Source organism: Pseudomonas capeferrum, assembly GCF_000731675.1.
GTDB classification, from domain to species: Bacteria; Pseudomonadota; Gammaproteobacteria; order Pseudomonadales; family Pseudomonadaceae; genus Aquipseudomonas; species Aquipseudomonas capeferrum.
Window position 1 is genome coordinate 115,714 of the sequence record NZ_JMIT01000001.1, and the last position, 22,461, is coordinate 138,174.

At 59.3% G+C, this 22,461-nt stretch carries 27 protein-coding genes and 1 pseudogene; 4 read left to right on the forward strand and 24 right to left on the reverse strand.

Annotation, left to right across the window (positions count from 1 at the left end; translation table 11 throughout):
* Positions 1-19 precede the first annotated feature (19 nt).
* From PC358_RS00505 to PC358_RS00595, 20 genes and pseudogenes are all read right to left on the reverse strand, one after another.
* Positions 20-535, reverse strand: coding sequence for a phage major tail tube protein (locus tag PC358_RS00505; RefSeq protein WP_033696771.1), 516 nt, complete (start codon positions 533-535; stop codon positions 20-22).
* 14 nt (positions 536-549) lie between these two features.
* Positions 550-1,722 carry a phage tail sheath protein gene (locus tag PC358_RS00510; protein ID WP_033696772.1) on the reverse strand — a complete coding sequence of 391 codons (1,173 nt, stop codon included), beginning with the start codon at positions 1,720-1,722 and terminating at the stop codon, positions 550-552.
* A 102-nt stretch (positions 1,723-1,824) separates the two neighbouring features.
* Positions 1,825-2,277 carry a hypothetical protein gene (locus tag PC358_RS00515; protein ID WP_033696775.1) on the reverse strand — a complete coding sequence of 151 codons (453 nt, stop codon included), beginning with the start codon at positions 2,275-2,277 and terminating at the stop codon, positions 1,825-1,827.
* Positions 2,278-2,284: 7 nt separating this feature from the next.
* Positions 2,285-3,016 (reverse strand): hypothetical protein, encoded by a 732-nt coding sequence (locus PC358_RS00520; RefSeq protein ID WP_033696776.1) that lies wholly within the window; start codon positions 3,014-3,016, stop codon positions 2,285-2,287.
* Positions 3,017-3,018: 2 nt separating this feature from the next.
* On the reverse strand, positions 3,019-3,705 hold the full coding sequence (locus PC358_RS00525) for a phage tail-collar fiber domain-containing protein (protein ID WP_033696777.1): 687 nt from the start codon (positions 3,703-3,705) through the stop codon (positions 3,019-3,021).
* Positions 3,702-4,424, reverse strand: coding sequence for a phage tail protein I (locus PC358_RS00530; RefSeq protein WP_033696779.1), 723 nt, complete (start codon positions 4,422-4,424; stop codon positions 3,702-3,704). The genes PC358_RS00525 and PC358_RS00530 overlap by 4 nt, the downstream gene beginning before the upstream one ends.
* On the reverse strand, positions 4,421-5,434 hold the full coding sequence (locus tag PC358_RS00535) for a baseplate assembly protein (RefSeq protein ID WP_033696780.1): 1,014 nt from the start codon (positions 5,432-5,434) through the stop codon (positions 4,421-4,423). Before PC358_RS00535 ends, PC358_RS00530 begins: the two co-directional genes overlap by 4 nt.
* Complete coding sequence (locus PC358_RS00540; protein ID WP_033696782.1) at positions 5,431-5,775, reverse strand: GPW/gp25 family protein; 345 nt, start codon at positions 5,773-5,775, stop codon at positions 5,431-5,433. Before PC358_RS00540 ends, PC358_RS00535 begins: the two co-directional genes overlap by 4 nt.
* A complete protein-coding gene (locus tag PC358_RS00545) occupies positions 5,772-6,347 on the reverse strand; it encodes a phage baseplate assembly protein V (RefSeq protein WP_033699930.1) in 576 nt (191 codons plus the stop codon). Before PC358_RS00545 ends, PC358_RS00540 begins: the two co-directional genes overlap by 4 nt.
* A gap of 61 nt (positions 6,348-6,408) precedes the next feature.
* Positions 6,409-6,864, reverse strand: coding sequence for a phage virion morphogenesis protein (locus PC358_RS00550; protein WP_033696785.1), 456 nt, complete (start codon positions 6,862-6,864; stop codon positions 6,409-6,411).
* Positions 6,857-7,390 carry a phage tail protein gene (locus PC358_RS00555; protein WP_033696787.1) on the reverse strand — a complete coding sequence of 178 codons (534 nt, stop codon included), beginning with the start codon at positions 7,388-7,390 and terminating at the stop codon, positions 6,857-6,859. The genes PC358_RS00550 and PC358_RS00555 overlap by 8 nt, the downstream gene beginning before the upstream one ends.
* On the reverse strand, positions 7,387-7,641 hold the full coding sequence (gene lysC, locus PC358_RS28030) for an Rz1-like lysis system protein LysC (protein ID WP_237616600.1): 255 nt from the start codon (positions 7,639-7,641) through the stop codon (positions 7,387-7,389). The genes PC358_RS00555 and lysC overlap by 4 nt, the downstream gene beginning before the upstream one ends.
* Positions 7,562-7,930 (reverse strand): annotated as a pseudogene (locus tag PC358_RS00560) (Rz-like lysis system protein LysB); the annotation flags it as partial. The gene lysC and the pseudogene PC358_RS00560, both read right to left, overlap by 80 nt.
* Entirely contained in the window at positions 7,930-8,787 is an 858-nt protein-coding gene (locus PC358_RS00565) for an N-acetylmuramidase domain-containing protein (RefSeq protein WP_033696790.1), read from the reverse strand. The gene PC358_RS00565 and the pseudogene PC358_RS00560, both read right to left, overlap by 1 nt.
* Entirely contained in the window at positions 8,784-9,098 is a 315-nt protein-coding gene (locus PC358_RS00570; protein WP_025339728.1) for a phage holin, lambda family, read from the reverse strand. The genes PC358_RS00565 and PC358_RS00570 overlap by 4 nt, the downstream gene beginning before the upstream one ends.
* A 42-nt stretch (positions 9,099-9,140) precedes the next feature.
* On the reverse strand, positions 9,141-9,353 hold the full coding sequence (locus tag PC358_RS00575) for a tail protein X (RefSeq protein WP_033696792.1): 213 nt from the start codon (positions 9,351-9,353) through the stop codon (positions 9,141-9,143).
* Positions 9,353-9,829, reverse strand: coding sequence for a head completion/stabilization protein (locus tag PC358_RS00580; protein WP_033696794.1), 477 nt, complete (start codon positions 9,827-9,829; stop codon positions 9,353-9,355). The genes PC358_RS00575 and PC358_RS00580 overlap by 1 nt, the downstream gene beginning before the upstream one ends.
* Positions 9,830-9,934: 105 nt before the next feature.
* A complete protein-coding gene (locus tag PC358_RS00585; protein ID WP_033696795.1) occupies positions 9,935-10,633 on the reverse strand; it encodes a phage terminase small subunit in 699 nt (232 codons plus the stop codon).
* A gap of 11 nt (positions 10,634-10,644) precedes the next feature.
* Positions 10,645-11,652 (reverse strand): phage major capsid protein, P2 family, encoded by a 1,008-nt coding sequence (locus tag PC358_RS00590; protein WP_033696796.1) that lies wholly within the window; start codon positions 11,650-11,652, stop codon positions 10,645-10,647.
* Between the two features lie 33 nt (positions 11,653-11,685).
* A complete protein-coding gene (locus PC358_RS00595; protein ID WP_033696797.1) occupies positions 11,686-12,540 on the reverse strand; it encodes a GPO family capsid scaffolding protein in 855 nt (284 codons plus the stop codon).
* A gap of 151 nt (positions 12,541-12,691) precedes the next feature.
* Here PC358_RS00595 and PC358_RS00600 point away from each other — a divergent pair, with 151 nt between their 5' ends.
* A complete protein-coding gene (locus tag PC358_RS00600; RefSeq protein WP_025339722.1) occupies positions 12,692-14,449 on the forward strand; it encodes a terminase ATPase subunit family protein in 1,758 nt (585 codons plus the stop codon).
* Complete coding sequence (locus tag PC358_RS00605; protein WP_033696798.1) at positions 14,446-15,504, forward strand: phage portal protein; 1,059 nt, start codon at positions 14,446-14,448, stop codon at positions 15,502-15,504. The genes PC358_RS00600 and PC358_RS00605 overlap by 4 nt, the downstream gene beginning before the upstream one ends.
* A gap of 121 nt (positions 15,505-15,625) precedes the next feature.
* Here PC358_RS00605 and PC358_RS26740 read toward each other — a convergent pair whose 3' ends face one another.
* The 4 genes from PC358_RS26740 to PC358_RS00615 all read right to left on the reverse strand — a co-directional run bounded on the left by PC358_RS26740 (position 15,626) and on the right by PC358_RS00615 (position 20,999).
* Positions 15,626-18,115 (reverse strand): S8 family peptidase, encoded by a 2,490-nt coding sequence (locus tag PC358_RS26740; protein WP_077068360.1) that lies wholly within the window; start codon positions 18,113-18,115, stop codon positions 15,626-15,628.
* Between the two features lie 16 nt (positions 18,116-18,131).
* On the reverse strand, positions 18,132-19,307 hold the full coding sequence (locus PC358_RS26745; RefSeq protein WP_077068361.1) for an AAA family ATPase: 1,176 nt from the start codon (positions 19,305-19,307) through the stop codon (positions 18,132-18,134).
* A 1,118-nt stretch (positions 19,308-20,425) separates the two neighbouring features.
* Positions 20,426-20,605: a hypothetical protein gene (locus PC358_RS00610; RefSeq protein ID WP_033696799.1), complete on the reverse strand. Its 180-nt coding sequence runs from the start codon at positions 20,603-20,605 to the stop codon at positions 20,426-20,428.
* A gap of 208 nt (positions 20,606-20,813) precedes the next feature.
* Positions 20,814-20,999, reverse strand: coding sequence for a hypothetical protein (locus tag PC358_RS00615; protein ID WP_033696800.1), 186 nt, complete (start codon positions 20,997-20,999; stop codon positions 20,814-20,816).
* A gap of 398 nt (positions 21,000-21,397) precedes the next feature.
* On the opposite strand from PC358_RS00615, the gene PC358_RS00620 reads away from it, so the two are divergent.
* Together PC358_RS00620 and PC358_RS00625 are read left to right on the forward strand one after the other, a co-directional pair.
* Positions 21,398-21,751: an SH3 domain-containing protein gene (locus PC358_RS00620; protein ID WP_033696801.1), complete on the forward strand. Its 354-nt coding sequence runs from the start codon at positions 21,398-21,400 to the stop codon at positions 21,749-21,751.
* A gap of 425 nt (positions 21,752-22,176) precedes the next feature.
* On the forward strand, positions 22,177-22,371 hold the full coding sequence (locus PC358_RS00625) for a hypothetical protein (RefSeq protein ID WP_033696802.1): 195 nt from the start codon (positions 22,177-22,179) through the stop codon (positions 22,369-22,371).
* The last annotated feature ends 90 nt before the right edge of the window (positions 22,372-22,461 follow it).

The window sequence follows — 22,461 nt, forward strand, 5'->3', positions numbered from 1 at the left end:
GTTCTGTCAGGGGGCGGGATCAAATGCCCAGGTTTTTGCGTTGTTCGGCGAGCATGTCGACGCCGTCGATGATCTCGATGAAGTTGAGGAGGTCGACCTCGACCAGGACTTCGCCGTCGATGGTCAGCTTGTAGTAGCTGCAGGTGGTGGTGATGCTCTTCTCGGTGTCCTCACCGGCCTGGGCCTCGCCTGCCTCGATGGTTTCGTGACGACCGCGGACAACAATCTCGACGGCGGTGTGCACGCCGGTATCGTCTTGCTGATACGTGCCGGTGTAACGCAGCAGTACGGCATCAGCCTTGATGGCGCCGAACTGGCGAATGACCTGGTCGTCGAAACCGCCGAGCTTCCACTCCAGCTGGATGCCGTCATCGCTCCAGCCGAGGTCAGCTTTGACCGGGCCGTTCATACCGCCGCCGCGGTAGCCCTCCATCTTGCGGCTGAGCGGGGGCAGGGTGACGGTCTTACAAACGCCGAGATAGCTGCCGCCATCGTTAAACAGGTTGAGGTTCTTGAGCTTGCGTGGCATGGCCATGGATATGGTCTCCGTCAGCTGTTGACGCGGCTGGCGAAGTCAGCCAGGTAGCGGTCGGTAATGCGCTGGCGCAGCGAGAGGTCCTCAAGCGGCGGCACAGGCGTGTAGTCGTAGTCGATGGCGAGTTTGCCGGCCTTGAGGGTTGCTTCGGTGTTGACCTGCTCGTCGTACCAGGCACTGCCACCGATCAGGTAGCCGCCGGCGATCAGCTCGCGGAACTTGGCGTTGATACCTTCCAGCATGTCCCGGACCAGGGATGGGTGCATTGGCTTGTCGACCGCCCACAGGTGCGCCTCGGCCATGGTGTCGGCCAGGACTTGCGCGGTGCGGGTGTAGTTCTCGAACGCGAACAGCGGGTCTTCGGTGCAGGTGCGCGAGCCCCAGAAACGGAAGCCGTCCTCGTTGATAAGGGTGGTCACCTCGTTGCTGTTGAGGTAATTCGCATCGGTTGCCGGGTTCTGCAGGTCCCAGAACACATCGGCGGTGATGCCGGTTACGCCATTGACCGGAACGTTGGAGAGGGTCTTGTGCCAGCCAATCTCCTGGTCGATCTTAGCGCGCAGGCCCAAGGCTCGGGCTACTGCCGGCGCAGGGATGGTGCCATTGCTGGCCGTACTCCACTGTTCGAAGTCCGGCCAGATGACCATGACTTCACGGGCACCGAAATTCTCGCGGTAGGCGACGGCCTCTTCCTTGGTCTTGCAGCCCGAGGCGGCGACGTACGCGAACGCGCGTAGCTGCTGGGCGATCGATACCAAGGCGGTGGCCACTGGCAAAGAGTCGAGGCCTGGCACCCCCAGGATGCGTGGGGTGACCTTGAGGCGGGTCTTGGCGGCCAGCAGCGCCTTCATGCCGGTGTACTTGCCGGTGGCGGTGGTGGTGCCGATCAGGTTGCTGGTGGTTTCTGCAGGGGTCGCACCGGTTGCCACCCGCACGACGACGGTCGCAGGCTTGGTTTGGTCTGCAATCGCCTGCAGGCTGGCGGCCAGAGTTCCCTTGGTGCCGGCTTTGCTGATGGCGGCCTGTACGTTGGTCAGCAGGACGGGAGTATTGAGCGGGAAAACCGAGGCGTCGGCGTCGTCTGCGGTGCAGACCAAGCCGACGACGGCGGTAGAAACGGTTCGGATTGGGCGGGTGCCCTCGCTGATTTCGAGGACCCGGACGCCGTGATGGTATTCGTCGGCCATGGTTGAGTGCCTGTGCGGTGGTTGGAAGACACTGCACAGGCTGACGCGCGCGACGATGAGATGCGATTGAGAGGGCTTGTAGTCCAGGTAGCTACAAGGTGTTTAAGCGCTACCGACTGCTGCGCGGATGGCATTGATTGCCGTATCTGCAAAGTCTTCGGCCTGCCCATGCGTGGTTGCCTTGAGCACCTCGACCTTACCTTTGAGGCGGGCCGCCCGGATTGAGCAGACGGCCGCGTGCCACGCCTGCGCCTCCTGCAGGATCGACTCGGCCGCCTCCATGGGATCGACGCCCTGGGCATCGACCACGGCCTGTACGGTCAGCGGCACCTCACCGGCGTAACCCGCCAGCTTGAAGGCCTTCGCCTCGGCCTCGGCCAGCTGGTTCTCGATAGCGCGCAGCGGATCGCCCAGCACCGCCGCCAATGCCTGGTCGGCCGCCTTCTCGATTTGCTGCTGGGCCACCAGCAGCGCCGCGCCAATGGGCAGCGCCTCGAAGTCGAAGCCGTTGTAGTTGGTCTCGCCGTAAACGACGTTCAGAAAGGTCTTTTGCATGATCGCCTCACAGGCTCGACAGGTTGGTAATGATGTGGCCCAAGTCTTTGGACAGGGTGCCCGCCGCGATACCCACAAACAGCGAGCCATTGAGTGCCGAAGGCACCGCCGTACCGGTCATTGACAGCGCAATAAGCGCCGAGCCTGGCCCGATCAGCCTGCCCCGGAAAGTGCCGCGCAGCTCAAGCGTGCAGTTGTACATGCGCACCTGCATAAGGATCGGGGCCGACGATCCGCTGGCAAAAGCGAGCGCATAGTAGGCGCTCAGATCACCGGCGCTCGAGGCCGGGAGACTGACTGTCACGTTAAGCAGCTGCAGGGTCGAGCCATTCGACAACCAGAACGATCCCATGCGAGTCAGCTGGTCACTGCCATCGGGCAGAAACTCATTGCAAATCAGCTTTCGCCCCGACCCAGCCACAGCTGCAACGATCAACTGACGGCCGGCTGTGAGGATGCTCTTATCCAGCACATAGTCCCTGGCCAGCCACGCCGTAACCCGCCCGCCGTCCGGGGTGGCATCGACCGCCCGCTGCAGGGTCTTGAACGGGCTGGCCTCGGTACCGATAGCGTTGTCGTCGCCCAACTGCGGGTCCACCCAGTAGGCGCGAACAATCGACGGTGCTGCCGCAACCGCTGCCGACACGGCAGCGTCAATCGCGGTCTTTTTACCGCTGAAATAGTCGATCAGCTTGTTGTTTGCCGCGACCAGCGCGGCGATTTCAGTTTCAAGGCTCATGGTTATGATCCGTACAGGTGTTGAACAACGGTGTATTGAAGGGCCATCAGGCCGGTGGCATTGGCAACTGTCGCGCTCAGCAGGCTGTCACGCGTTTCGGTGGCGGTTTTCTCGGCAGCACTCATACGCTCCAGCAGACCGCTGATTTGCTCTTCTGCAATGCGCTGTAGGCGTTCCTGGCTAACCAGGCGGTCTTGCTGCTGCAGGGTGCGCAGCTGCTCGGCAATGAGCGCCGTGGCCTGCACGGCCAGAGGCTCGGCCAGCGTCAGGTTGAGGCCGGCGGCCACGCTGGTAATGGTCACGCTGTCCGCCGGCAGCGCAGCCAGTGACAGGTCGTAGGCCAGCAGCAGGTCGATGTTGGCGGCTTTGTAGGCCAGCGCCTCGGTCAGGTGCGACCAGACCGCCAACAGGGTGCCGTCGCTCAGGAAAATCCCGACCTCGCGCACCCAGTACGCTGCCGCGCCATCGGCGACAGCAGTCAGGTGCAACAGCGTGCTACTCAGCTTCTCGCCGCTGGAAATCGGAAAGCGCGCCACCTCGTTGCGCAGGGTCTTCTGCTCGGCGCTCGGGGTGTAGGCCTGGCTGCCCAGGGCGATATGGCTAATCTCGGCCGAGAGGCCGGTTTTCGTCGCCGTCAGGATCGCCGCCAGGCCGGCCTTGGTGATGACAGGTTGCAAGCCTGTACTCATAGAACAGCCTCCATGTAGCCCCGCACGACCGTGCGCACCTGCGCCGCGTTGGCCACCAGCGGGGCACCTTCTGCTTGAATGGGTACGCCCTGCGCCTCGGCAAATCGCCGGGATACGCTGGACGCGTTGAGGGCATTGGCAAACAGCACCATCTGCGCCATGGGATCGAACGGCACCGCCTGGGCATCCATGGATCGATGCTGTACGGCGCGCGCCTGGAAGGCGTTACCGAGCACCAGACCGCCGTCGAAGCGGGCACCCAGCCGAAACTCGTAATGGCTGCGCTCGTTCTTCGCCGCATCGACCAGGGCACGCAAACGCGCGCCCAGCTCGGGGGAGATAATTGAACCCTCACCCGCCCGGTTTTCGTTGGCCCAGGCCGTGACCTGGAACGTGTACGGCGCGGCGTTCGGTATCTGGTGCCACTCCTTGAACTCCGCGTTGACCCGCACTGCCTTGAGTACTCGCCGGACTGCTCCGACGGTGCCCTTGGTCTTGTGAACCGGAATCGCCTCGCGGATCAGTGCACGGCGCTGCTCGTCGGTGTAGGCCGCTTCCCAGCCTTCCACCTTGAGCGCCCAGCCCAGCCAGGGCAGGAAATTAGGCGGGCAGCGCGCCGAATCGGCCACGCCGCGAATGATTTCTGGGTCCACACCCAACTCGCCGACGCGCTCCAGCGAGCGCTCCAGCAGCGTGGCGTTGCGGGGTAGCAGGCTCATGTGGCCAACCTGCTGGTCAGGTCAATGGAGGTGGCGCGCGGGTAATGTCGCTTGTCACACACCACCCCCTCGACCGGCTGGACCAGGTCAACCCGACTGATCCCTGTTACGTGCAACGCTGCATAGATAGCCGAAACCGGCAACTTCCCCTCCAGCCGGCGCGAGGCGGCAATGGTGGTATCCAAGCTGGCCCTGGCGGTGGCGAGGACAACATCAGGATCTGGCCCGTCCTCTACCCAGAGGACTGCCTCGACCTTGAAGTCGGTCGGGATACCAACCTGCGCCCGTGGCCGGTCCGTTACTGGGCGCACATCCTCTGCCGACAGCGCCTTTAGGACAATCGACACCAGTTGCACCTCTGGCACGGTGCTGTTTGGCCTGGGCAGGACAGCCAGCGATACGTCGCCAGGTAGCGGATTGGCCAAGCCTGCGTCGTAGTCGCAGACCACAACAATGGCCCCGGCGGGTAGCTGCGCTTTCACCGCAGCTGGCACCGCCACCCCGGAAAACCGGGGCGAATCGACTGAGACGTGCACCAGCTCGGCCGACGAACTCATCGCGTGATATTCATATGCGCCGCTACTGCCTGCGACGGACAGCGCTTCCAGCGATAGACGCGTGCGGTAGCGCAGCGCCTCGTCGCTTTCCATCACTGCTGCCACAGGCGGTACCGCGTCTGGATCAGCCGCCCGAATGGTCAGCCGCTGCACGCCGTAATCGGCCGCACGATTGTCCAGGTCGGCGCCCTTGGCATAGGCCAGCAAGCTTGCCTTGGCCGCGTCGTTGACCCGTTGGCGGAGGATGAGCTCACGATAGGCGTTCTCCTCCAGCATCTTGACCACGGGGTCCGACTCGAGCGCTAGCCGCGCCGCGACGGCTGGCTGCTCCTCGATCGGATAAAGGCTGACAAAACGCGCCTTGCGTGCGTCGAGAATGGTCTCGAAATCGAGCATCTCGATGATGTCTGGCGCCGGCAGCAAGCTCAGATCGATCATGCGGGTTGCGCTCATCGGGCGGCCCCCAGCTGTAGTGGCGTGCGGATGCTCAGCGGTGCATTGGTGTCGATCTGCCTGGCTTCGATTTCAAGGGTGGCAGCGCCCGTCATGGAATCGACATCGAGGCGAACCTTATTGAGAGTGATCCGGGGCTCCCACTGCATGATGGCCATGGCAGAGGCGGCGTAAAGGCGCAGCCGCGTTGCAGAATTCTGGGGTTGGTCGATCAGTTCGGGGATCAAGCTGCCATAGTCGCGGCGCATCACTCTGGTCCCGATACGGGTGGTGAGGATGTCCACGATCGATTGAATGATGTGGTCCTCTTCCCCGATGGCTTCTCCGGTGTGTCGGTTCATTTCACGGGGACCCCGGTTTTGCTTGGGCCGCTCATGACGCCGCGGTGCAGGTGGCTGACCAGGCTGATTTCCTGGGCCACGACGTCTTCCGAGACGATCACCGTGCCGGTGACGTTCTGGTTGCCTTTTTGGGTGTAGTCCCCTTGATGGTCTATGTCGCCGACGATGCGAATTCCGCCGTCACTGATGAGTTCGGTAGTTCCACCCGACGGAAGTGCAGCGCTCAGGTGGTGAGCTTCGCTGTCGTATTCGATGACAGCGCCGTCTGCATAGGTGCGGCGGTGCAGGCCTGGGCGGTCACCATTCGGCGGAATGAGATCGCTGAAGAGCCCGGTGATTGCCACGCCGTTGGCGAGTTGGCCACTCGGTGAAAGAAGAATGACCTGCTCGTTGACGGTGGGTGGGTCCCACTCTCGGTCGGCGCCGGTGCGGAGGGCGAGCCACGGTAACCAGGTGGTCAGCAACTCGCCAGTGCGCACCCGCACACGAGGCGGCTTGTGCTGCACCTCGGCAATGGTGCCAAAGCGGACAAGGTTTTCTATGAGGCGGGCAAGTTCGGCGAGGCTGTTCATGCTGGTGATGGTCGCGCCGCCTACGCGTGCGCGCATCACCATGGCCTTGTAGGGAGGGCTGTTACAGGGTCAGATGAGCGAGCAAGGTGTCGCGAACCTGGTCGAGTTCGGTGTCGGTGAGGCCGAGGAGCTCGCGCTGGTCGTACTGGACGGCCGGCGCATTGCGGGCTGCACGATCGCGTAGGCCTTCCTGGTGCACCCGTGCAATCCTGGCGATTCGACCGGTGAAACCCACGGTGGCCGCGTTTCCGTCACCACGGGCTTTCATGAAGGTCGCGGTGCGCAGCTTCTGAAACATCTTCACTTTGGCGCGGATTCGCCCTTTTTTGCCGCGCAGTTGTCGTGGTTTGCGGGGCACATACGCCGAGCCGTCCGGGTTCTGTTGCGCTGTGATGCGCCGCTGCTGGCTGCGCCTGAGTTGTTGGGCTATCGAGCGGGCCAGCTTGGAGCGCTCCGCCGGCTCGATGCGCTGTAGGAGCGGACTTACCCAGTCCTCCAGGGCTTCAAGATCAGCCATGGCTTGGTCGCCTTGGATGCGGTACCGACAACGCCATGCCTTCCGGCGCCGACGGCGGCAGCCAAGAGGCCAGCGGCTGGCCATCTGCGAAGATGGTCACCTCGCCATAGTCCTGGTATGGCTCGTACTGCGGTTCGCCGGGGTGGGTGACGTCATAGGTCCCGTCCGCCTGGCGCTTGACCACGACACGTTCGGTCAGCGGCAGGGTAATGCTCATGTCCACCTTGCTCCGGTCGATAAGGTCGACCTCGAACTTGACGCTGTTGGCGGCCTTTTCGAGGTTGACCAACAGTTCCGACTGGTTGACCCGGAGCCAGCCCAGAATCGGCAGCATCACGCTGTCGGGGTGACCCGCGAAGTCGGTCAGGATGATTTGCAGCGTGTAGCTGTATTCGAACGACAGGGTTGGAGCCGCAGTGCAGCGGACCTTACCGGCGTCGATGAACATCAGCAGCGCATCGGGGTTTGGCTTGAGGCCAGGGACGGCCGCGAGCAGATGGTCGCGGAGGCTATTGGGCTTGTTCATGGGTTCACCTGGTGCTGATAGACACGGTCGACTTGGGCGGCACATTCGGCCCAGGCCTGTTCAACAATGTCCTGGTCATTGAGAAGGTCCCCGTTGGCCGTCGGCGCCGTCGCCGGCAGGACGCACGGGACCACCACCGGACAGCCATTGACGGTAAGCGTCGGCGCCGGTGAGGGCGGGACGCTCCCGCAGCCGGCGAGCAGCATCAGGCAGAAGCTGGCGAGCCCAGTCCCGGAGTTGGTCATTTTCATGCTTGAGTGCCTCGATTGTGCGTTGGCGGGTGGCCAAGCCCTGGCGCAGTTCGCCCTGAGTCTTCAGGAGTTGGGCCTGGCCGTTGCGCTCGCGCTCCAGGGTGGATTTCAGCTCGGTGGCGGTGGCCAGGTTGCGGCGGGCATCGGCCTGGGCGGTTGTGAGCTGGCCCTCCAGCCCCTTGGTCTTGGCCTTCTCAGTCCCGAGCAGGAGCTGTTGACCCCAACCCCACAGCCCGGCCGACACCGCGGCGAACAGAGCACCGGCCAGCACCCCGTCGCGCAGGTCCATCAGGCTGCCTCCTGTCCGCAGCCGCAGTCCTGGTGCCGCTCAAAGGCGCGTTGCAGCTTCACGTCGTATAGGTTCCGCTTGTAGTCCGGGCCGTTGTACAGCTCGGCCACCTTGGCCCATTTGAGCGACTTGAGGGCCTTGAGCAGGGTAGGGTCGGCCTCGATGTAGCGGACGAAGGCCTCCAACTGGTCCGACTCGCTGCGGCTCATAGCATCGACGAAGGCCTGGACGCTGGGATAGCCCAGTCGCTCCCAGTGGAAGCCCATCACCTGGAAGGCGCCCCAGCTGCAGGATTCTAGGGCGGCCTGCTCGTCGATCATCCGGGCCTGGGCCAGGCGCTGGTGTTCTGCGGTACCGCCGACATAGCCGCCGAACTTCGGATTGACCAGGGCCGGGAACTGCTTGGCCAGCTCGTCGGAACGCTGGCGAAGTTGATCGGTCAGCTGCTCCAGCTCGTCCTGGTTGTCACCGGGCCGGCGGATCTTCTGCAGGCGGGCGTACATGATGTGTCGCTCGTACAGGATCACCGGCTTGCCGTTATCCAGGAAGCCACGCCCTTTGGACTCGACCTCGTTGAGCGCATACACAGCCGCCAGGGGTACGCCCAGGCGGTCGGCAGCTCGCACCATGTCGGCATTTTTCAGCAGGTGAGCGCAGTCGGCACCCTGCAGGCTGGCCAGCGTTTTAGGGCCGGCGATACCGTCCGCAACCAGGTCTGCCTGGTGCTGGTAGGCACGGACAGCGGCCTCGGTGGCGTCACCATACACGCCATCGGCGCTTATCTTGGCGCCGCGGGCAATGAGCTTGCGCTGCAGGTCGCGCACCGCCTGGGAGCGGTCACCATGGCGAAGAGTCATAGTGTGCCCTCCTTGCGAGTGAAAGTTTTCTTCGCAGCCGCCCGAACGAACTCGATGCCCAGCAGGCCGATCAGGCCCCCGAAGAAAGGTGCGGCGGTCAGTGGGATGCCGATCAACGACAGCCCATGGCTGGCCGATAGGGCAACGAATCCGCACAGCGGTGCCTCGATGACCAGTTGGCGGAGCTTCCCGCCGCCATAGACAACCCGCAGGGCGGCAATCAGGGCCGCCAGCAGGCCGGCATACAGCCCGGGCCAGTTGTTTTCGAGCCATGTTGCGAGAAAGGCCCAGGTTTCAGGACGGTCAGGCATGGGAGTCCTTCCATGGTTTCGGGTTGGTTTGGTCATGGGCAGTCACTCCCACAGGTTCACCATCTGGCGTTCAGGCGCAGAGGTTTGGATTTCGGGTAGGTCGACCAGCACGCCGGCCTTGAGCACCGGGCCGAGGGCGGCCAGACCGGGGTTGGCGTCGAGGACAGCCTCAACGACACCCGCCGTTCGGCCGTAGTGACGCCAGCACAGCGCGTCGACGGTATCGTTTTGCTGGGTTCGGAGTTGAGTGGACATCACAGCAGCTCCACGGTGGTGCGGGAGGTCCCAAGGATGTCCCGAATAGCCCAGCGCTGATCGCGGCGGTAGTCGTCGATCGTCGGCTCGGTTCTGTCGGCCTCTTCGGCACCGCTGCGAGTGGTGTCGTAGCTGCGGTACCGCTCACAAACCTCGGCACCGGCCGCGCACTCGACCGCACGTTGATACAGGTAAACCAGCTGGGATTGGTCCTTCACCCTCTCGCTTGGGACTGCCTCAAGCGAGGCGTAGCCCGCCGCCTGTTTGGCCTCACGCCATGCCGACAGCTCGCGATTTACGCTGATGACAGCGGCAATCACGGCGGTCTCAAGCCGGGCAGCGGTGACGCTGGAATCGATGCGCAGGGTCTCGCGCAGCTTGTCCAGATCGATCGAGGGCCAAAAGGCCTCGCTGTTGATGTGCACGCCGGGTACGGAAGGACTGGGCGCCAGGCCGCCAGGAATGAATCCACTCATGATCGCGGTGCTCTGAATAGGTCGGCGGTGGTCGGGGCTTCACAGCTGGGCCAAGGAGAAAGCCGCTGATCCGCCCCGAGCCGCCGGGTTGCGTGGGACGCTCGGTTAGCTGGCAGGGCCAGCGAGTTTCTTGAGGAGGCGCTCGGCGCGCTCCAGGTCTTTCTTGCCGCCGCAGTTATCGTGCAGCTCGATGGCGCGGCGCAGCAGGTCAACACCAGCCTGAATCTGGCCTGGCTGTCCGGGATTGGCGTCGTCCAGACCGGTTAGGGTGGCCTTTCCAAGGGCCAGCATCAGCTTCGCGCGGGCCTCATCGGGCATGTCCTCTTCAGCGGTCAGCTCGGCGGTGCGGGTCAGGATGTCGAGAGGGAAGGTTTCGCCGGTTTTCTGGGCCTTGAGCGCGGCTTCGGCGATTTCTTCGGCCACGATGCAGCCAGTGGAACGCTCGAAGCGGTCGGGCATCTTCAGACCATGCTGCAGTACGTAGGCCGCCACATCGAGGCCGCCGATCCATTCGCCGGCGTCGAAGCGCCAGATCATTACGGTGGTCAGCACCTCGTCTTGGGCACCCTTGCCGGCCTCCAGCACGCCCGCTACATAGGGCTCGTAGGCGGGCAGAAGCTCGGCCTTTAGCTTGCCTTTTCCTTCACGTGACTGAATGGCGGACAGTCGCTGACGGTCCTGGTGGAGTTGAGCAAGCTGCAGCTCGTACTGGGTGGCCCCTTCCATGGTTTGTTCAGGCGCGGTGGCCGCCGCGGCAAGGGCCGCGGTAACGCGCTGGAAATGGCGCCGGCAGGGATTGGTCATGACGTTACCCCTCACGCGATCTCGATGTTTTCGGCGAACGCGGCGCAGCCCAGGTCCTCGATGACATAGGCCTCGTTGACCGATTCGAAGTTCTCGATCCGGTCGCGGGCGGCATTGTCTACGACGGTCTTGCGGCGGCTGCCTTCCTGCCAGTAGTACGACAGGTTGTCCAGGCGGGTCACGAACAGGCCGTTGGCCGGGAAGTGCGGCACACGCACGGCCGGCAGGTTGCCGATGCGCTTTTGGCTGGTGACGATGTCGGCCGCCAGCATTTCGGTCGGGGCGTTGGCCTTGTTGATGATCGGGAAGTACTTGTCGGCCAAGATCTTGCGACCGCAGACCACCACCAACTCGGTGTCCTCCTGGTACCACGGCTCGATCAGCTCGTTGACCATGGCGAACACCAGGGCATCGATGTTCTCGAAGTCTTTGCCGGCGCCGATGGAGATCTTGCCGCTGCCGTCGACCACTTCTTTCATCACGCGCGCGGCGTTCTCCAGGCGCATTTTCTCCAGCCAGCCGACGTTCACATCCTGCAGCAGCGGGTTGGTAGCTGGGTTGGAAGAGGCGGCCCGGCTGGTGCCGTTCCAGCCGATGCAGATGCGGTTGAGCGCCATCAGCTTGATGATCGCGTCACGGATACGGGCCTGGAAGTCCGGGAACTTGGCCCAGGCATCGAGCTTCTGGTACTTGAGGTGGGTGTCGTAGTTCGTCTGGGTGCAGACATAGCCGCGGTTGTCGAGGCCGGTTGGGTCGCGTGTCTCGCGGGCTTTGACGTCGGTGTCGGTGGTGCCGGCGATGTTGCCGGTCACGCCCAGGCCGATCTTTTCACCCATCTGCTCGGGGACGCCATAGATGTTGATCGCGCTCAGGAACTGGCTGGACTCCTGGATACGGCTTTCCAGTTTCTGGGCCACAGCCGGACTGGCGGTGAATTTGGTGGTTACGTCAGGTACGCCATGAAGTTTGGCCAGCTGGGCCAGGTATTCGTTGAAGAGCAGGCGGGTTTCGTTACGCATGGTGGTCTCCGGTGTTCCTTGATCTTTTGTCGATCAGCAGTCGGTGAGTTCGCGACCGCTGCCACCGGGAACCGATGGGCGATCCTTCTGGGTGTGGTCCTGGGTGCTACCCAGGCGGGTGACCAGGGCTTCGTGGTCACTGCTGAGCTTGGCGAACTTGGCCTCCAGCTCGGCGAAAGCGGCCAGGCTTTTGGTCATCGCTTCGGCTTGCTCGGCGCCGTGGGTAGCCAACTGCTCGATCAGCTCGCCCAAGGCTGCGAAGTTAGTGGCATCCCTGCCTTCCTTTTCCTTGCTCTTGCTGAGGAGGCCACCGACCTTGTCGCGCAGTGCCGCGAACATGCTGGGGCCATCCGTCACCTCCTCGAATTCGAGTTGCACCTCTTCAGCTGCGGTGAACAGGTTGTCTTTGTTCTGCTTGCGGCCGGTGAGGGTGCCTTGCTGCGCGCTGAACTGCAGGGCTTCGGTACCCAGGCTGGCCGGGGTGTCGGTAATCGCCAGACCAACCAGGTACGCTTTACCGGTCTTGGCGAACTTGGGATCGATCTCGACCGACGTATAGATTTTCTGGTTCTTGGCGTTCAGGGCGAGTAACGCATCGTTGGGCTGCAGCTGAGCGAACAGCGCCAGTTTGGTCTCGCCATTGATTTCGACCTCTTCCGCCTTACAGGCCAGCACATCGCCATAAGCGCCGAATTCACCGCCCGGCCAAGCCCATTTGATGTGCTCGCAGTTGATGCGCGCACCGTAGGTGTTCGGGCTGTATTGCGCGGCCATCTCCTCGATCCAGGAGCGTTCAATGGTCCGGCCATCGGTGGTGCCGCCTTCTACGGCAACCCGGAACCACTTGGAGCGAAGTTTTTTTGCTGGGGTGTCGGTCTTTTCGGCCATGCCGGGGATCCTCGTTGCGGTGGCGGTGTGCCTTGCGATGAGGGCATGGTCCGCAGCGCGCCGGTCGGCAGCAATGTACTGGGGTTGTAAGCCCGGCGGTTACAGGCGATGCCAGTAGGGGTTCGCGCGCGCGGTCGGCAGCATCTGCGCCATGAACGCTATCGCCCAACCAACCACCGACGCACGCCGCCAAGCCAAGTTCCTGTACTGGACCGGGTGGCGCATCACCGATATCGCCGATTTCCTCGGCGAGAAGGAGAAAACCGTCCACAGCTGGAAAGCCCGCGACGAGTGGGACCGGGCGGACAACGTCGAGCGCATCGGCGGTGCGCTGGAGGCGCGCTTGGTGCAGCTGATCCTGAAGGAGGGCAAGACCGGCGGGGACTTCAAGGAGATCGACCTGCTGCACCGGCAACTGGAGCGCCAAGCGCGGATTCAGCGGTACCAGGGCGGCGGCACCGAAACCGACCTCAACCCCAACATCGCCAAGCGCAATGAGGGGCCGAAAAAACAGGCGGTGCGCAACGAGCTGGACGAGCAGCAGATCGAGACTCTGGTCGAGGCGTTCCGCGACAGCTGCTTCGATTACCAGCTGGACTGGTACCGGGCCGGCAATCAGCGCACCCGTATGGTGCTCAAGAGCCGGCAGATTGGTGCGACGTTCTACTTTGCACGCGAGGCCCTGATCGACGCGATCACCACCGGCCGCAATCAGATCTTCCTGTCGGCGAGCAAGGCCCAGGCGCACCAGTTCAAGACCTACATGCAGGCCTTCCTCAACGAAGTCCTGGGCGTGAAGTTGACCGGCGACCCAATCGTGCTGTGGAACAACGCCGAGCTGCACTTCCTGGGGACCAACTTCCGCACGGCACAGGGGCGCTCCGGCAATTTCTACTTCGACGAATTCTTCTGGGTGCATGGCTTCAAGGAGATCAACAAGGTCGCCTCGGGCATGGCCCTGCACAAGAAATGGCGCAAGACCTACTTTTCCACGCCCAGCAGCATGGCGCACCCGGCATACACCTGGTGGACGGGCGAACGCCTGAACAAGGGCAAGCCGACCGCCCAGCACATCAAGCTGGATGTGAGCCATGAGGCGCTGCAGCAGGGGCGACTGTGCGAGGACAAGATTTGGCGCCAGATTGTGACGATCCTCGACGCTGAAGCGCGGGGCTGTGACCTCTTCGACCTGGACGACCTGCGCATCGAGTACGACGCCGCGGCCTTCCAGAACCTGCTGATGTGCGAGTTCGTCGACGACGGCGCGAGCATTTTCCCATTGGCCATGCTGCAACCGTGCATGGTGGACAGCTGGACGGTGTGGGATGACTACAAGCCCTTTGCGGCCAGGCCGTTCGCCGACCGGCAGGTCTGGGTCGGGTATGACCCGGCTGAGACCACCGACAGCGCAGGCCTGGTCGTGGTGGCGCCACCGCTGGTGCCGGGCGGCAAGTTCCGCATCCTCGAACGCCACCAGTTCCGTGGGATGGACTTCAACGCCCAGGCCGAGACCATCCGCAAGGTGACCCAGCGCTACTGGGTGACCTACATCGGCATCGATACCACAGGCATGGGCGCGGCCGTGGCCCAGCTGGTGCGCCAGTTCTTCCCGGGCCTACGGACGTTCTCCTACAGCCCCGAGGTCAAGACACGCCTGGTGATGAAGGCCGTGGACGTTATCAGCAAGGGTAGGCTGGAGTTCGACGCCGGCTGGACGGACGTCGCCCAGTCGCTTATGGCTATCCGCAAGACTATTACCGCTGGCGGGCGGCAGTTCACCTACACCGCCGGCCGCAACGAGACCACCGGCCATGCCGACCTGGCGTGGGCGCTCTTTCACGCACTGCAAAACGAGCCGCTGGAGGGCCAGACCACGGCCAACACCGGCTTCATGGAGATCTACTCATGAGCAAGCCGAACAAGCGCCGCCAGCGCGGCGGCGCGCTGGAGCAGCCAGCCCGCGAGGGCGAGTTGCTGGTCAAAGGGGCCGGCGGGGAATCAATGGCGTTTACGTTCGGCGAGCCGGTACCGGTGCTGGATGGCCGCGAAATTCTCGATTACCTGGAGTGCTGGTCCAACGGCCGGTGGTTTGAACCGCCGGTCAATCTGGACGGGCTTGCAAGATCGACAAAGGCCAGCGTCTACCTGCAGTCGGGACTGACATTCAAGCGCAACATGCTGATGCGCAGCTTTATCCCCCACCGACTGCTGAGCCGGCCAGCGTTCGAGCAGATCGTAATGGACTGGGGGTGGTGCGGGAACCTGTACCTGGAGAAACGCGACAACATGCTTGGCCAGGCCATGGGGCTGCAGCCCTGCCTGGCCAAATACATGCGCCGTGGGACCGACCTGGAGACCTACTACCAGGTGCGAGGCTGGAAGGATGAGCACGCCTTCAAGACCCGCAGCATCTGCCACCTTCGCGAGGCCGACATCAACCAGGAGATTTACGGGCTGCCCGAGTGGCTGCCAGCTCTGCAGAGTGCCCTGTTGAATGAGAGCGCCACCCTGTTCCGGCGCAGGTACTACCAGAACGGTAGTCACGCCGGCTTCATCCTTTACATGACCGATCCCGCCCACAGCGAGAAGTTTGTCGACGACCTGCGGGATGCCATGAAGAACAGCAAAGGACCGGGCAACTTCCGCAACCTGTTCATGTACGCGCCGAACGGAAAGAAGGACGGCATTCAGCTGCTGCCGATTAGCGAGGTGGCGGCCAAAGATGACTTCGGGGCGATCAAGAACATCAGCCGGGACGACCTGCTCGCGGCTTTGCGTATTCCGCCGCAACTGATGGGCATCGTACCCCAGAACGCGGGCGGGTTCGGGTCGATCAAGGAAGCGACGGAGATCTGGGCGATGAACGAACTCGAGCCGGTCCAGACGCGACTGACCCAGATCAATGACTGGTTAGGTGAGGAAGTGGTGCGATTTGCACCCTTTGAAATACCCGCACCGAAGTGAGGCCTATGCAAGGAGCTTGATCCAAAACAGTCTCACTGCGCGCTGATGGTGTTGATACAGCTTGTACTCGCTGTTGGGAGTGTGAGTACAAGCTGTGACAGTATTTATTAGAGCTTCAAATTTACACCCTGGGCGTAACCCGGGCTGCAGTGTGGATGTCTGCAATAGTTGCCCCAGCTAGTTGCAGGCTGTTGCGCATCTCCTGAAAAATTGGTTTGGTTTTACTTGGGTCTGAGATGGTTAATAGAATGGAGAATGGTACTCCATCTGCTGGCAAGGTTTCCCCAGAACGAGTAAGGTAGTTAATCATTAGTCGCCAGTTTGAGCTTTTTCCGCGGCCTTGGGGCATGCTAGTACCAAATACTTTTATAGGCGACCACTTGAATTTGTGTTCGATAAGGTCGGCCTCTGTGACTTTGTCATCTTTACTGAAAAATACGTAAGTCGGCTCTAGGCCGCTTTTGAAGCCTCCATTTGGCTGTTCCTGTTGGAGGGCCGCTTCTATATTTACTCTGACAAATTCTGCGCCATAGCTGTGGTCGAGTGGAGGAGAGGAGACTAATGTAAGCTTTACGTTTCCTTGACACTTACCACCGTCCATTACAAGAGAGGATGGCCATGCGAATCGAAACTCTAATGCTTCTCCAGCTATGAGTTTGCTCGAGAAAAGCAATGTGATCTCATGGTCGCCGTTAAGCATCGCTTCTGATGATTTTGGGGGCTTGCCAAATCCTACTAGCTGTTGGGCAGAACCTTGAAATTCTTTTTTCTTTAGTGTGTCAGATATATTTGAATTATGAATTGCGAGTGCGGTAAGAGTTTCGCGCGAAACCTCACCTTCTATACCTGAATCGAGGCCCGCTATCATCTTGGCGGCAAGGGGTGCGGCATAGCTGGTGCCACAACCTGTATCAATACGTCCGTCAGGTTTGACCGAGGAGAGCCCATGGCCAAGAACTGGGCATATAGATCCTGATCCGCCATAATGACTAATATCAGGCTTGACTCCCGTACGAAGTCCTGGGCCTCTTCGGCTATACCTCGCGGGCATTTCAGCGATGCTCGTTGAGTGATTGGTTGGGTTCAATGCGGCAACAGATATATTTCTCACTGATTCTGCTGGAACAAAAATTTGGTCGTTGCGATATGAGGCAAGAATGGCTGCGGCTTTTGTATTGTCCTTTGGCCATTCCGGACGCATGTCAGGTTGTTTGAGGTTGCCGGCAGAAATAACAAATATAACATCATATTCGTCGGCAATACTATCTAGGCGCTGCGCTTCAAGACTGTATCGCTCTAGATTTACAGGGCTTATAGCATTGATGCTGAGGTTGAAAATGCGTATTCCATGATCCTCAACGCAAACTCTAACGGCCTCTTCAATTTCATCGAAGAAGTCGCTTGCGCCGTTCGGGTAGTATTGTCCGAACAAACCAGGATATGCAGTGTTGGGGAATACATCTATATCTGCGACCAAACAGCCGTCTGGGTCGATATCCAAATGGGGGTTTAGTTGGCTGCCGTTGACAAGGAGACCACCTATGAATGTTCCATGATCCAGGCTCTGATGCGTTGGATCAAGGATTCCCCAGCGATTTAGAACCCAGCTTCCCAGATGTTTAGATACGCCACCGTCAATCACTCCAACCTTAGGATAGTTCTGGTTTGGTGTTGGAGGGCTGAATATGTGGTGCCCTGACGAAGCTGCGGTGGCATTTGGAGATGCTATGAGCAAATTCGGTAGATGGATTCTTCTAACAAGCGGGTGATTCTGAAGTACACCTAACAGTGCTTGATGTTTGTTTGTGCTCGAACTGAATTCGTAGCCCTGAGGTAGGTGTGGCTTTTGGGTTGATTGGATGAATTGAGTTTTATTTTCGCTGTTGGTGACTTTGATCTCTATTACGCAGTTGTTTCGGGTGAGTTTTTTGGGGAAATATACAAGAATTCCTGCTGGGAGATTTTGGAGTTCACGGATCAGACTTTGTGACAGAGCATCCGTGCGAAATACATTTTTGTCTATTATTGTTCTGAAAAGTTCTACATGATATACATGCCCGCTGCGAGGGTCAGACAACCAATCTATTGCGGTCGGGACGTCAAAATTCCTTCTGTCGCTTTTATCCCAAGGTTCTATCTTTCCTATGGCACTTACTTCGCATCTATAGCGAGTTGGTGCATTTTGTAGTTCACCTGTCAACTTGTTCAGCTTTTGGCGTACGTCAACTTCTGACTTCTCAATGGCGCTGGTAACCCATTGCAGAGCCTTGGTGTCGACTTCGCATATCAGTTCGCCGAGCCCGTCAACTCCAATTTCTGGTGCCTTGTCATCTTTGAAAATGGCTGTTGTTGGGCGATGTGATTTTGCGAGTGCATCGGGTCTCATTGATACTTTTATGTATGTGGCTGAGCCATATTTTTTTTGCCGCTCAGTATTCTCTATCTGTTCACTAATAAGAGCTATCTGCTGTTTTAGCTCTTGTTTGTGAGCGGCGAACGCACTGTCGTCTCCCTCGAAAAAATCCGTCCCCGCGCTGTTTGGGCGTTTTGCATCTCTGTCCCTGCGGTATCCGTCGGTATTTAAAATAACCTGTATTGGTGCGTTCGCCATCGCTAATTTCCTTTTATTACGCAGTCTTCAACCAGCGCCCAATGGTTGTCTTATCTTTGTTTAGTAGTTGGGCTATGTCAGCCCTTGAAAGTGCAAGATCTGGAATTGATGCTAATGCTGCTGCAATGTGCGGCGGCTCAAGCATTAATAAGTCATGCGTTTCTCTGCTGACTTTTTCACCGCTAACAGTCAGTAGATATTGGAGGGCTGGGATAATGTTGTCTGGAGTGTCGCCGCTTAGTGCTAAATATTTCTTATATCCATTTACAAATACCTCGATTTCTGCCCCCGAAAACCCTTTTGTAATCCACGCGACGAGTTTTTTTACTCTATCGTCGAGGCTGATTGGTGACAGGTATTTCTCTATTATACCCACCCGACCCTCAAAGCTGGGTTTTGGAATTTTCAGTTGCAGTTCAAAACGTCGCCAAATAGCTGGGTCTAAAAGCTGCTCATGGTTAGTTATCGCTATTGTTATGCCTGTTTCTCTCCTGGAATCGATATTTTGGAGGAGGGCGTTGACAACTCGCTTTATTTCTCCGACTTCATTTGGATCGTCGCGGACTTTTGCAACCGCATCGAACTCGTCAAGTACCAGGACGCATTTGTATCTATTTGCAAAGGCAAAGAGCGCGCCGACGTTTCTGGCAGTGGTCCCTAAGAATGAAGATATAAGTCCGTCGAGTCTGGCTAAAACAATAGGCAGGTTAAGCTGCTTTGCAAGCCAAATGGCTAGACTGGTTTTTCCTGTGCCAGGTGCACCGTATATAAGGCAGGATCTAGCTGGCTCTACACCAAGCTTTAATAGGTCCTCCACCTTACTCCATTCTGAGAGTAGAGCCTTAGCGGCCACAGCAACTCGAGAGTCGAGCAGTGGCATATCGCCTTTTATTTGCTCAGGAAATAGCACATCTGCTAGCGGTGATGCGGTCTCCCGGTCAACCGGTAAAGGTGTGTTTTTACTTAGTTCTTCGCCAGAGAACAAAGTATGACGGGATTGCGTGAGCTTACTCGGCGCCATCTCTGCTGCTTTTGCAGAGTTAGCGAGCAGCTTAGCCAGGCTCTGCGCCTGCCTTGTTTCACCAGCATCTGCTAAAGCTTGCTTGAGGCGTTCCACCTGGTTGCGAACCGCCGCCCCCCCTGTCGGAAGCGCAGATCTCGTCAGCGCTTGAATAATTTGAAAGTGGTCCATCATTAGCCTCTAGACGTATGGAAAGCGAAAAAATCGTTTTCGATGCAAAAAATATCACCATTGGGGCGGAAAATATACGCTTTGGTGCAAATATTGCGGCAGTCTGAGCTTGTTGGCGTCATTTAGGGGTGCGCGACAGCAGCTGCTCTCTTTGAGGTCACGTAGTCGGCTCCTATCGGCGCCTTGGGATAGCGAGCAGAGAGGGAGGGGAGCTTGCGAGCGGGCCGGGCGCTGTGCCCTACACGGGCGCGCGCACTCGTCCCCCCGCCACGCCTGCGGACTAAACGTGTCGGAATTTCTGCGCACCTGCACGACCGCCAGCTCAGCGCAGTTACTGGGCGGCCGAGTAGGTATAGGGGAGGGCGCGCTTCTGCGAATCCCTGCAGCAAGGCCTATTTTTGCGGGCACAGGGCTCGTTTCCTTCCATTTTTAGGGAGACCCATCAAAAAAAGGTAATTTCGGTTAGGAGGGGGTTGTGACACCCCTGCAAGCCTTATGGGGCAAGGGTTTGAGCGATTACCAAAAAAGGTAATTAAAGGTAAGGGGAAAGGTAATTTTTCCGTAAGTTATTGATTTTAAAGGGTGTGGTTTTTCCTTCACACAACCAGTCATGGAGGTAATCGAATTACCTTTCAATTACCAAAAAATTACCTTTTCCAAAATCCCTGTAGCCCTTGATTTACGTGGCCTCCAGAGCATATTCGGATCTCAATTACCAAAATTACCTTTTTTTGAGGGGTCAACCTTAAACGGCGGCTTCCTATGGGGAAGCACACTGGCAGGGTGACGTGCACACCCACCTTGGGAACACTCTGGGAACAAAAACGCTCACAAACGCTCTCTCCTGGCCACAGAAATCAAGGCCTCCAGCCTATCTGCCGCAATCTCGTTGAGTTCGAATCTCTACGCTTCCGCCATATTCAAAGCCCTGATTATTCAGGGCTTTTTGCGTTTTTGGGCATGCAAAAATTGTCATCAAGTGCACCCAGTTGGCCGCTGACCGGTCTGCTATGAAGCGATGTTTTCCTAACTGGAATATTGATTCTCACTTCAAGGGGCGAAAGAAAGCCCGCGAAAGCGCCCCTGCTAAGGTGGAAAAACCAGAGGCAGCAGGCGAGTCAACGTTGGGCTTTTTGCTGCTGCATGCGCTGCAAACGCGAAACCGCGATCTGCACGGCCGCTGCCACGAGGCAGAGCAAGCCGATTTTCCAGCTGCCCTCAAGCCCGAAGTGCTCGGCTAGCTTGCCGGCGATGAGCACGCTAAAGAAAATGGCTGCAGGTAGGATCAATTTATTCATGGGCGCTTCCAACGGCGAACGGCATAAGGCGTACAGGGTACACAATTCGCGTCATGAGGCTTGGTCATCTTTGCCCGGCTGAACCTTTCACAGGGTTACTTTTGTGCCAGTTACCGAGAGCCTGCGGGGCAGGCGCAGGCGTGACCGACGCGCCCTTCGGCAATGTTCGTGAAGGGCGCGAACCCGCTGTACACGAAAATGCTTGGGCTCACTGCAATGTTGGCGGTCTGATCGTACCTTGCATATTGCTCAACACCGCCTCGATTCGCGCGATCTGTTGCGCAAGCTGATCCGCTTCCTTGTCATTGCCTTCCTGCCTCAGGCGGTCACGCGCTCGGCGCAGTGTCAGCAGGTTTTTCTGTAGTTTCAGGGCTGAGGAGTCGAACGGGTCCATGCTTTTCTCATGCGGTAGGCGTCCGTGCCGTTGTAGGAAAACTGGACCGTATCAGCTCGATTTTGCCGATGAAACTGATGTTTCATACAGGGCGACGTTGCTGCCTAGAGTTGTCCTACGAATCACAGGATAAAATCCTACAAATCTTGAATCTGACCATTTCAAGAAGTGTGTTTCAGATGGCGCTCAATACCGCGGATTGACGGGTATTGAAGCGAGTTCGATAGCGTCATCAGTTACAGTGATCTGTAGCAGGCGCGCCGTGAGCTTCGAAATCTTGTGTAGCAATTAAGGCCCTGAAGCGGGCCGCTGGCGAGGTTAATGGGCCGCGGCTTGAGCAAATGCATATCAGATAGCATCTGCTACGATCCCTGATTTCCCTGGCCAAGGAGAGGCGTATGCATTACATCGTGATCGAGCCCCACCGCAGCGAATACCCGCGCCCGCTTCGTTTCGTCAAGGGCACGCTGCTGGATATCGGCCCGCGTTATGAGGGGGAGCCGGGTTGGCAGGACTGGTACCTGTGTTCGTGCACCGGCCAGGAACCGGGCTGGGTGCCGGCCCAGCTCATCGAGCCGATCAGCGTGGGGCGGGGCAGGGCGCTTGATGACTACTCGGCCCATGAACTGCACGCCGACCCGGGGCAGTTGGTGCAGATACTTCGCCCGCTCAATGGCTGGATATGGTGCCGGCGCCAAGGCGATGGCGAGCTGGGCTGGTTGCCAGCAGAGAAGCTCAAGCAACTGACCTGATTCAACTTGTTTCGACGAATGTGGCGCACCTGCGGTGCATCTGATCTGCTTTTTTTCTGCAAACCTGAATCTGTAACCGTATCAGGCCAAGTAAGACAATATGCCCATCCCCGCATCACACTGTAGAGGTTCCGATGGGCAAGCTGACGCTGTTCCTGGGTGGTTTTCTGCTACTGACCATTCTGATAGGTCTTTTAGGCACCATCCCGCCAAGCTGACATTCACCACACTTCCCCCTCTGCGGCCCGTCTGATTCGCCAGATGGGCCCGCACGTGTGCGCCCTTCGCCAACCCCGCTCGATCGCTATCGCTTGATCAGCGGTAGCTGCAAGTCATTCTCAAGTGCAAATGGCTCGTGTAGTCTCCCGCCGCCGTCATACGGCCCGCATGGACGGGCCGGTCTTTTGCCTTGGAGTCGAACATACATGGAATGCAAGAAAGGCACTTCAGCCATGCTGGAGTGGCGTTGCCGTTTTCTCGCTGAAGGCTCCCTCGACGAGGAGGGCTACGATGAGGCGCTACGCAGTGCCGGCGTGCTGGAACAGTCGGGAGTGATCAGCACCCTCGAATGGATCAAACTGGTCAAGCTGGCCAATTCGGCGTTGCTGCATGTGCGATAAGTCGTTCTTTGCGCTGGGAAATCTGTCCACAAAAAACGTGGGTAGGTCTGTGGATAAAATGCTGTAAGCCAAGCCGGAAGCGGGCTCTGT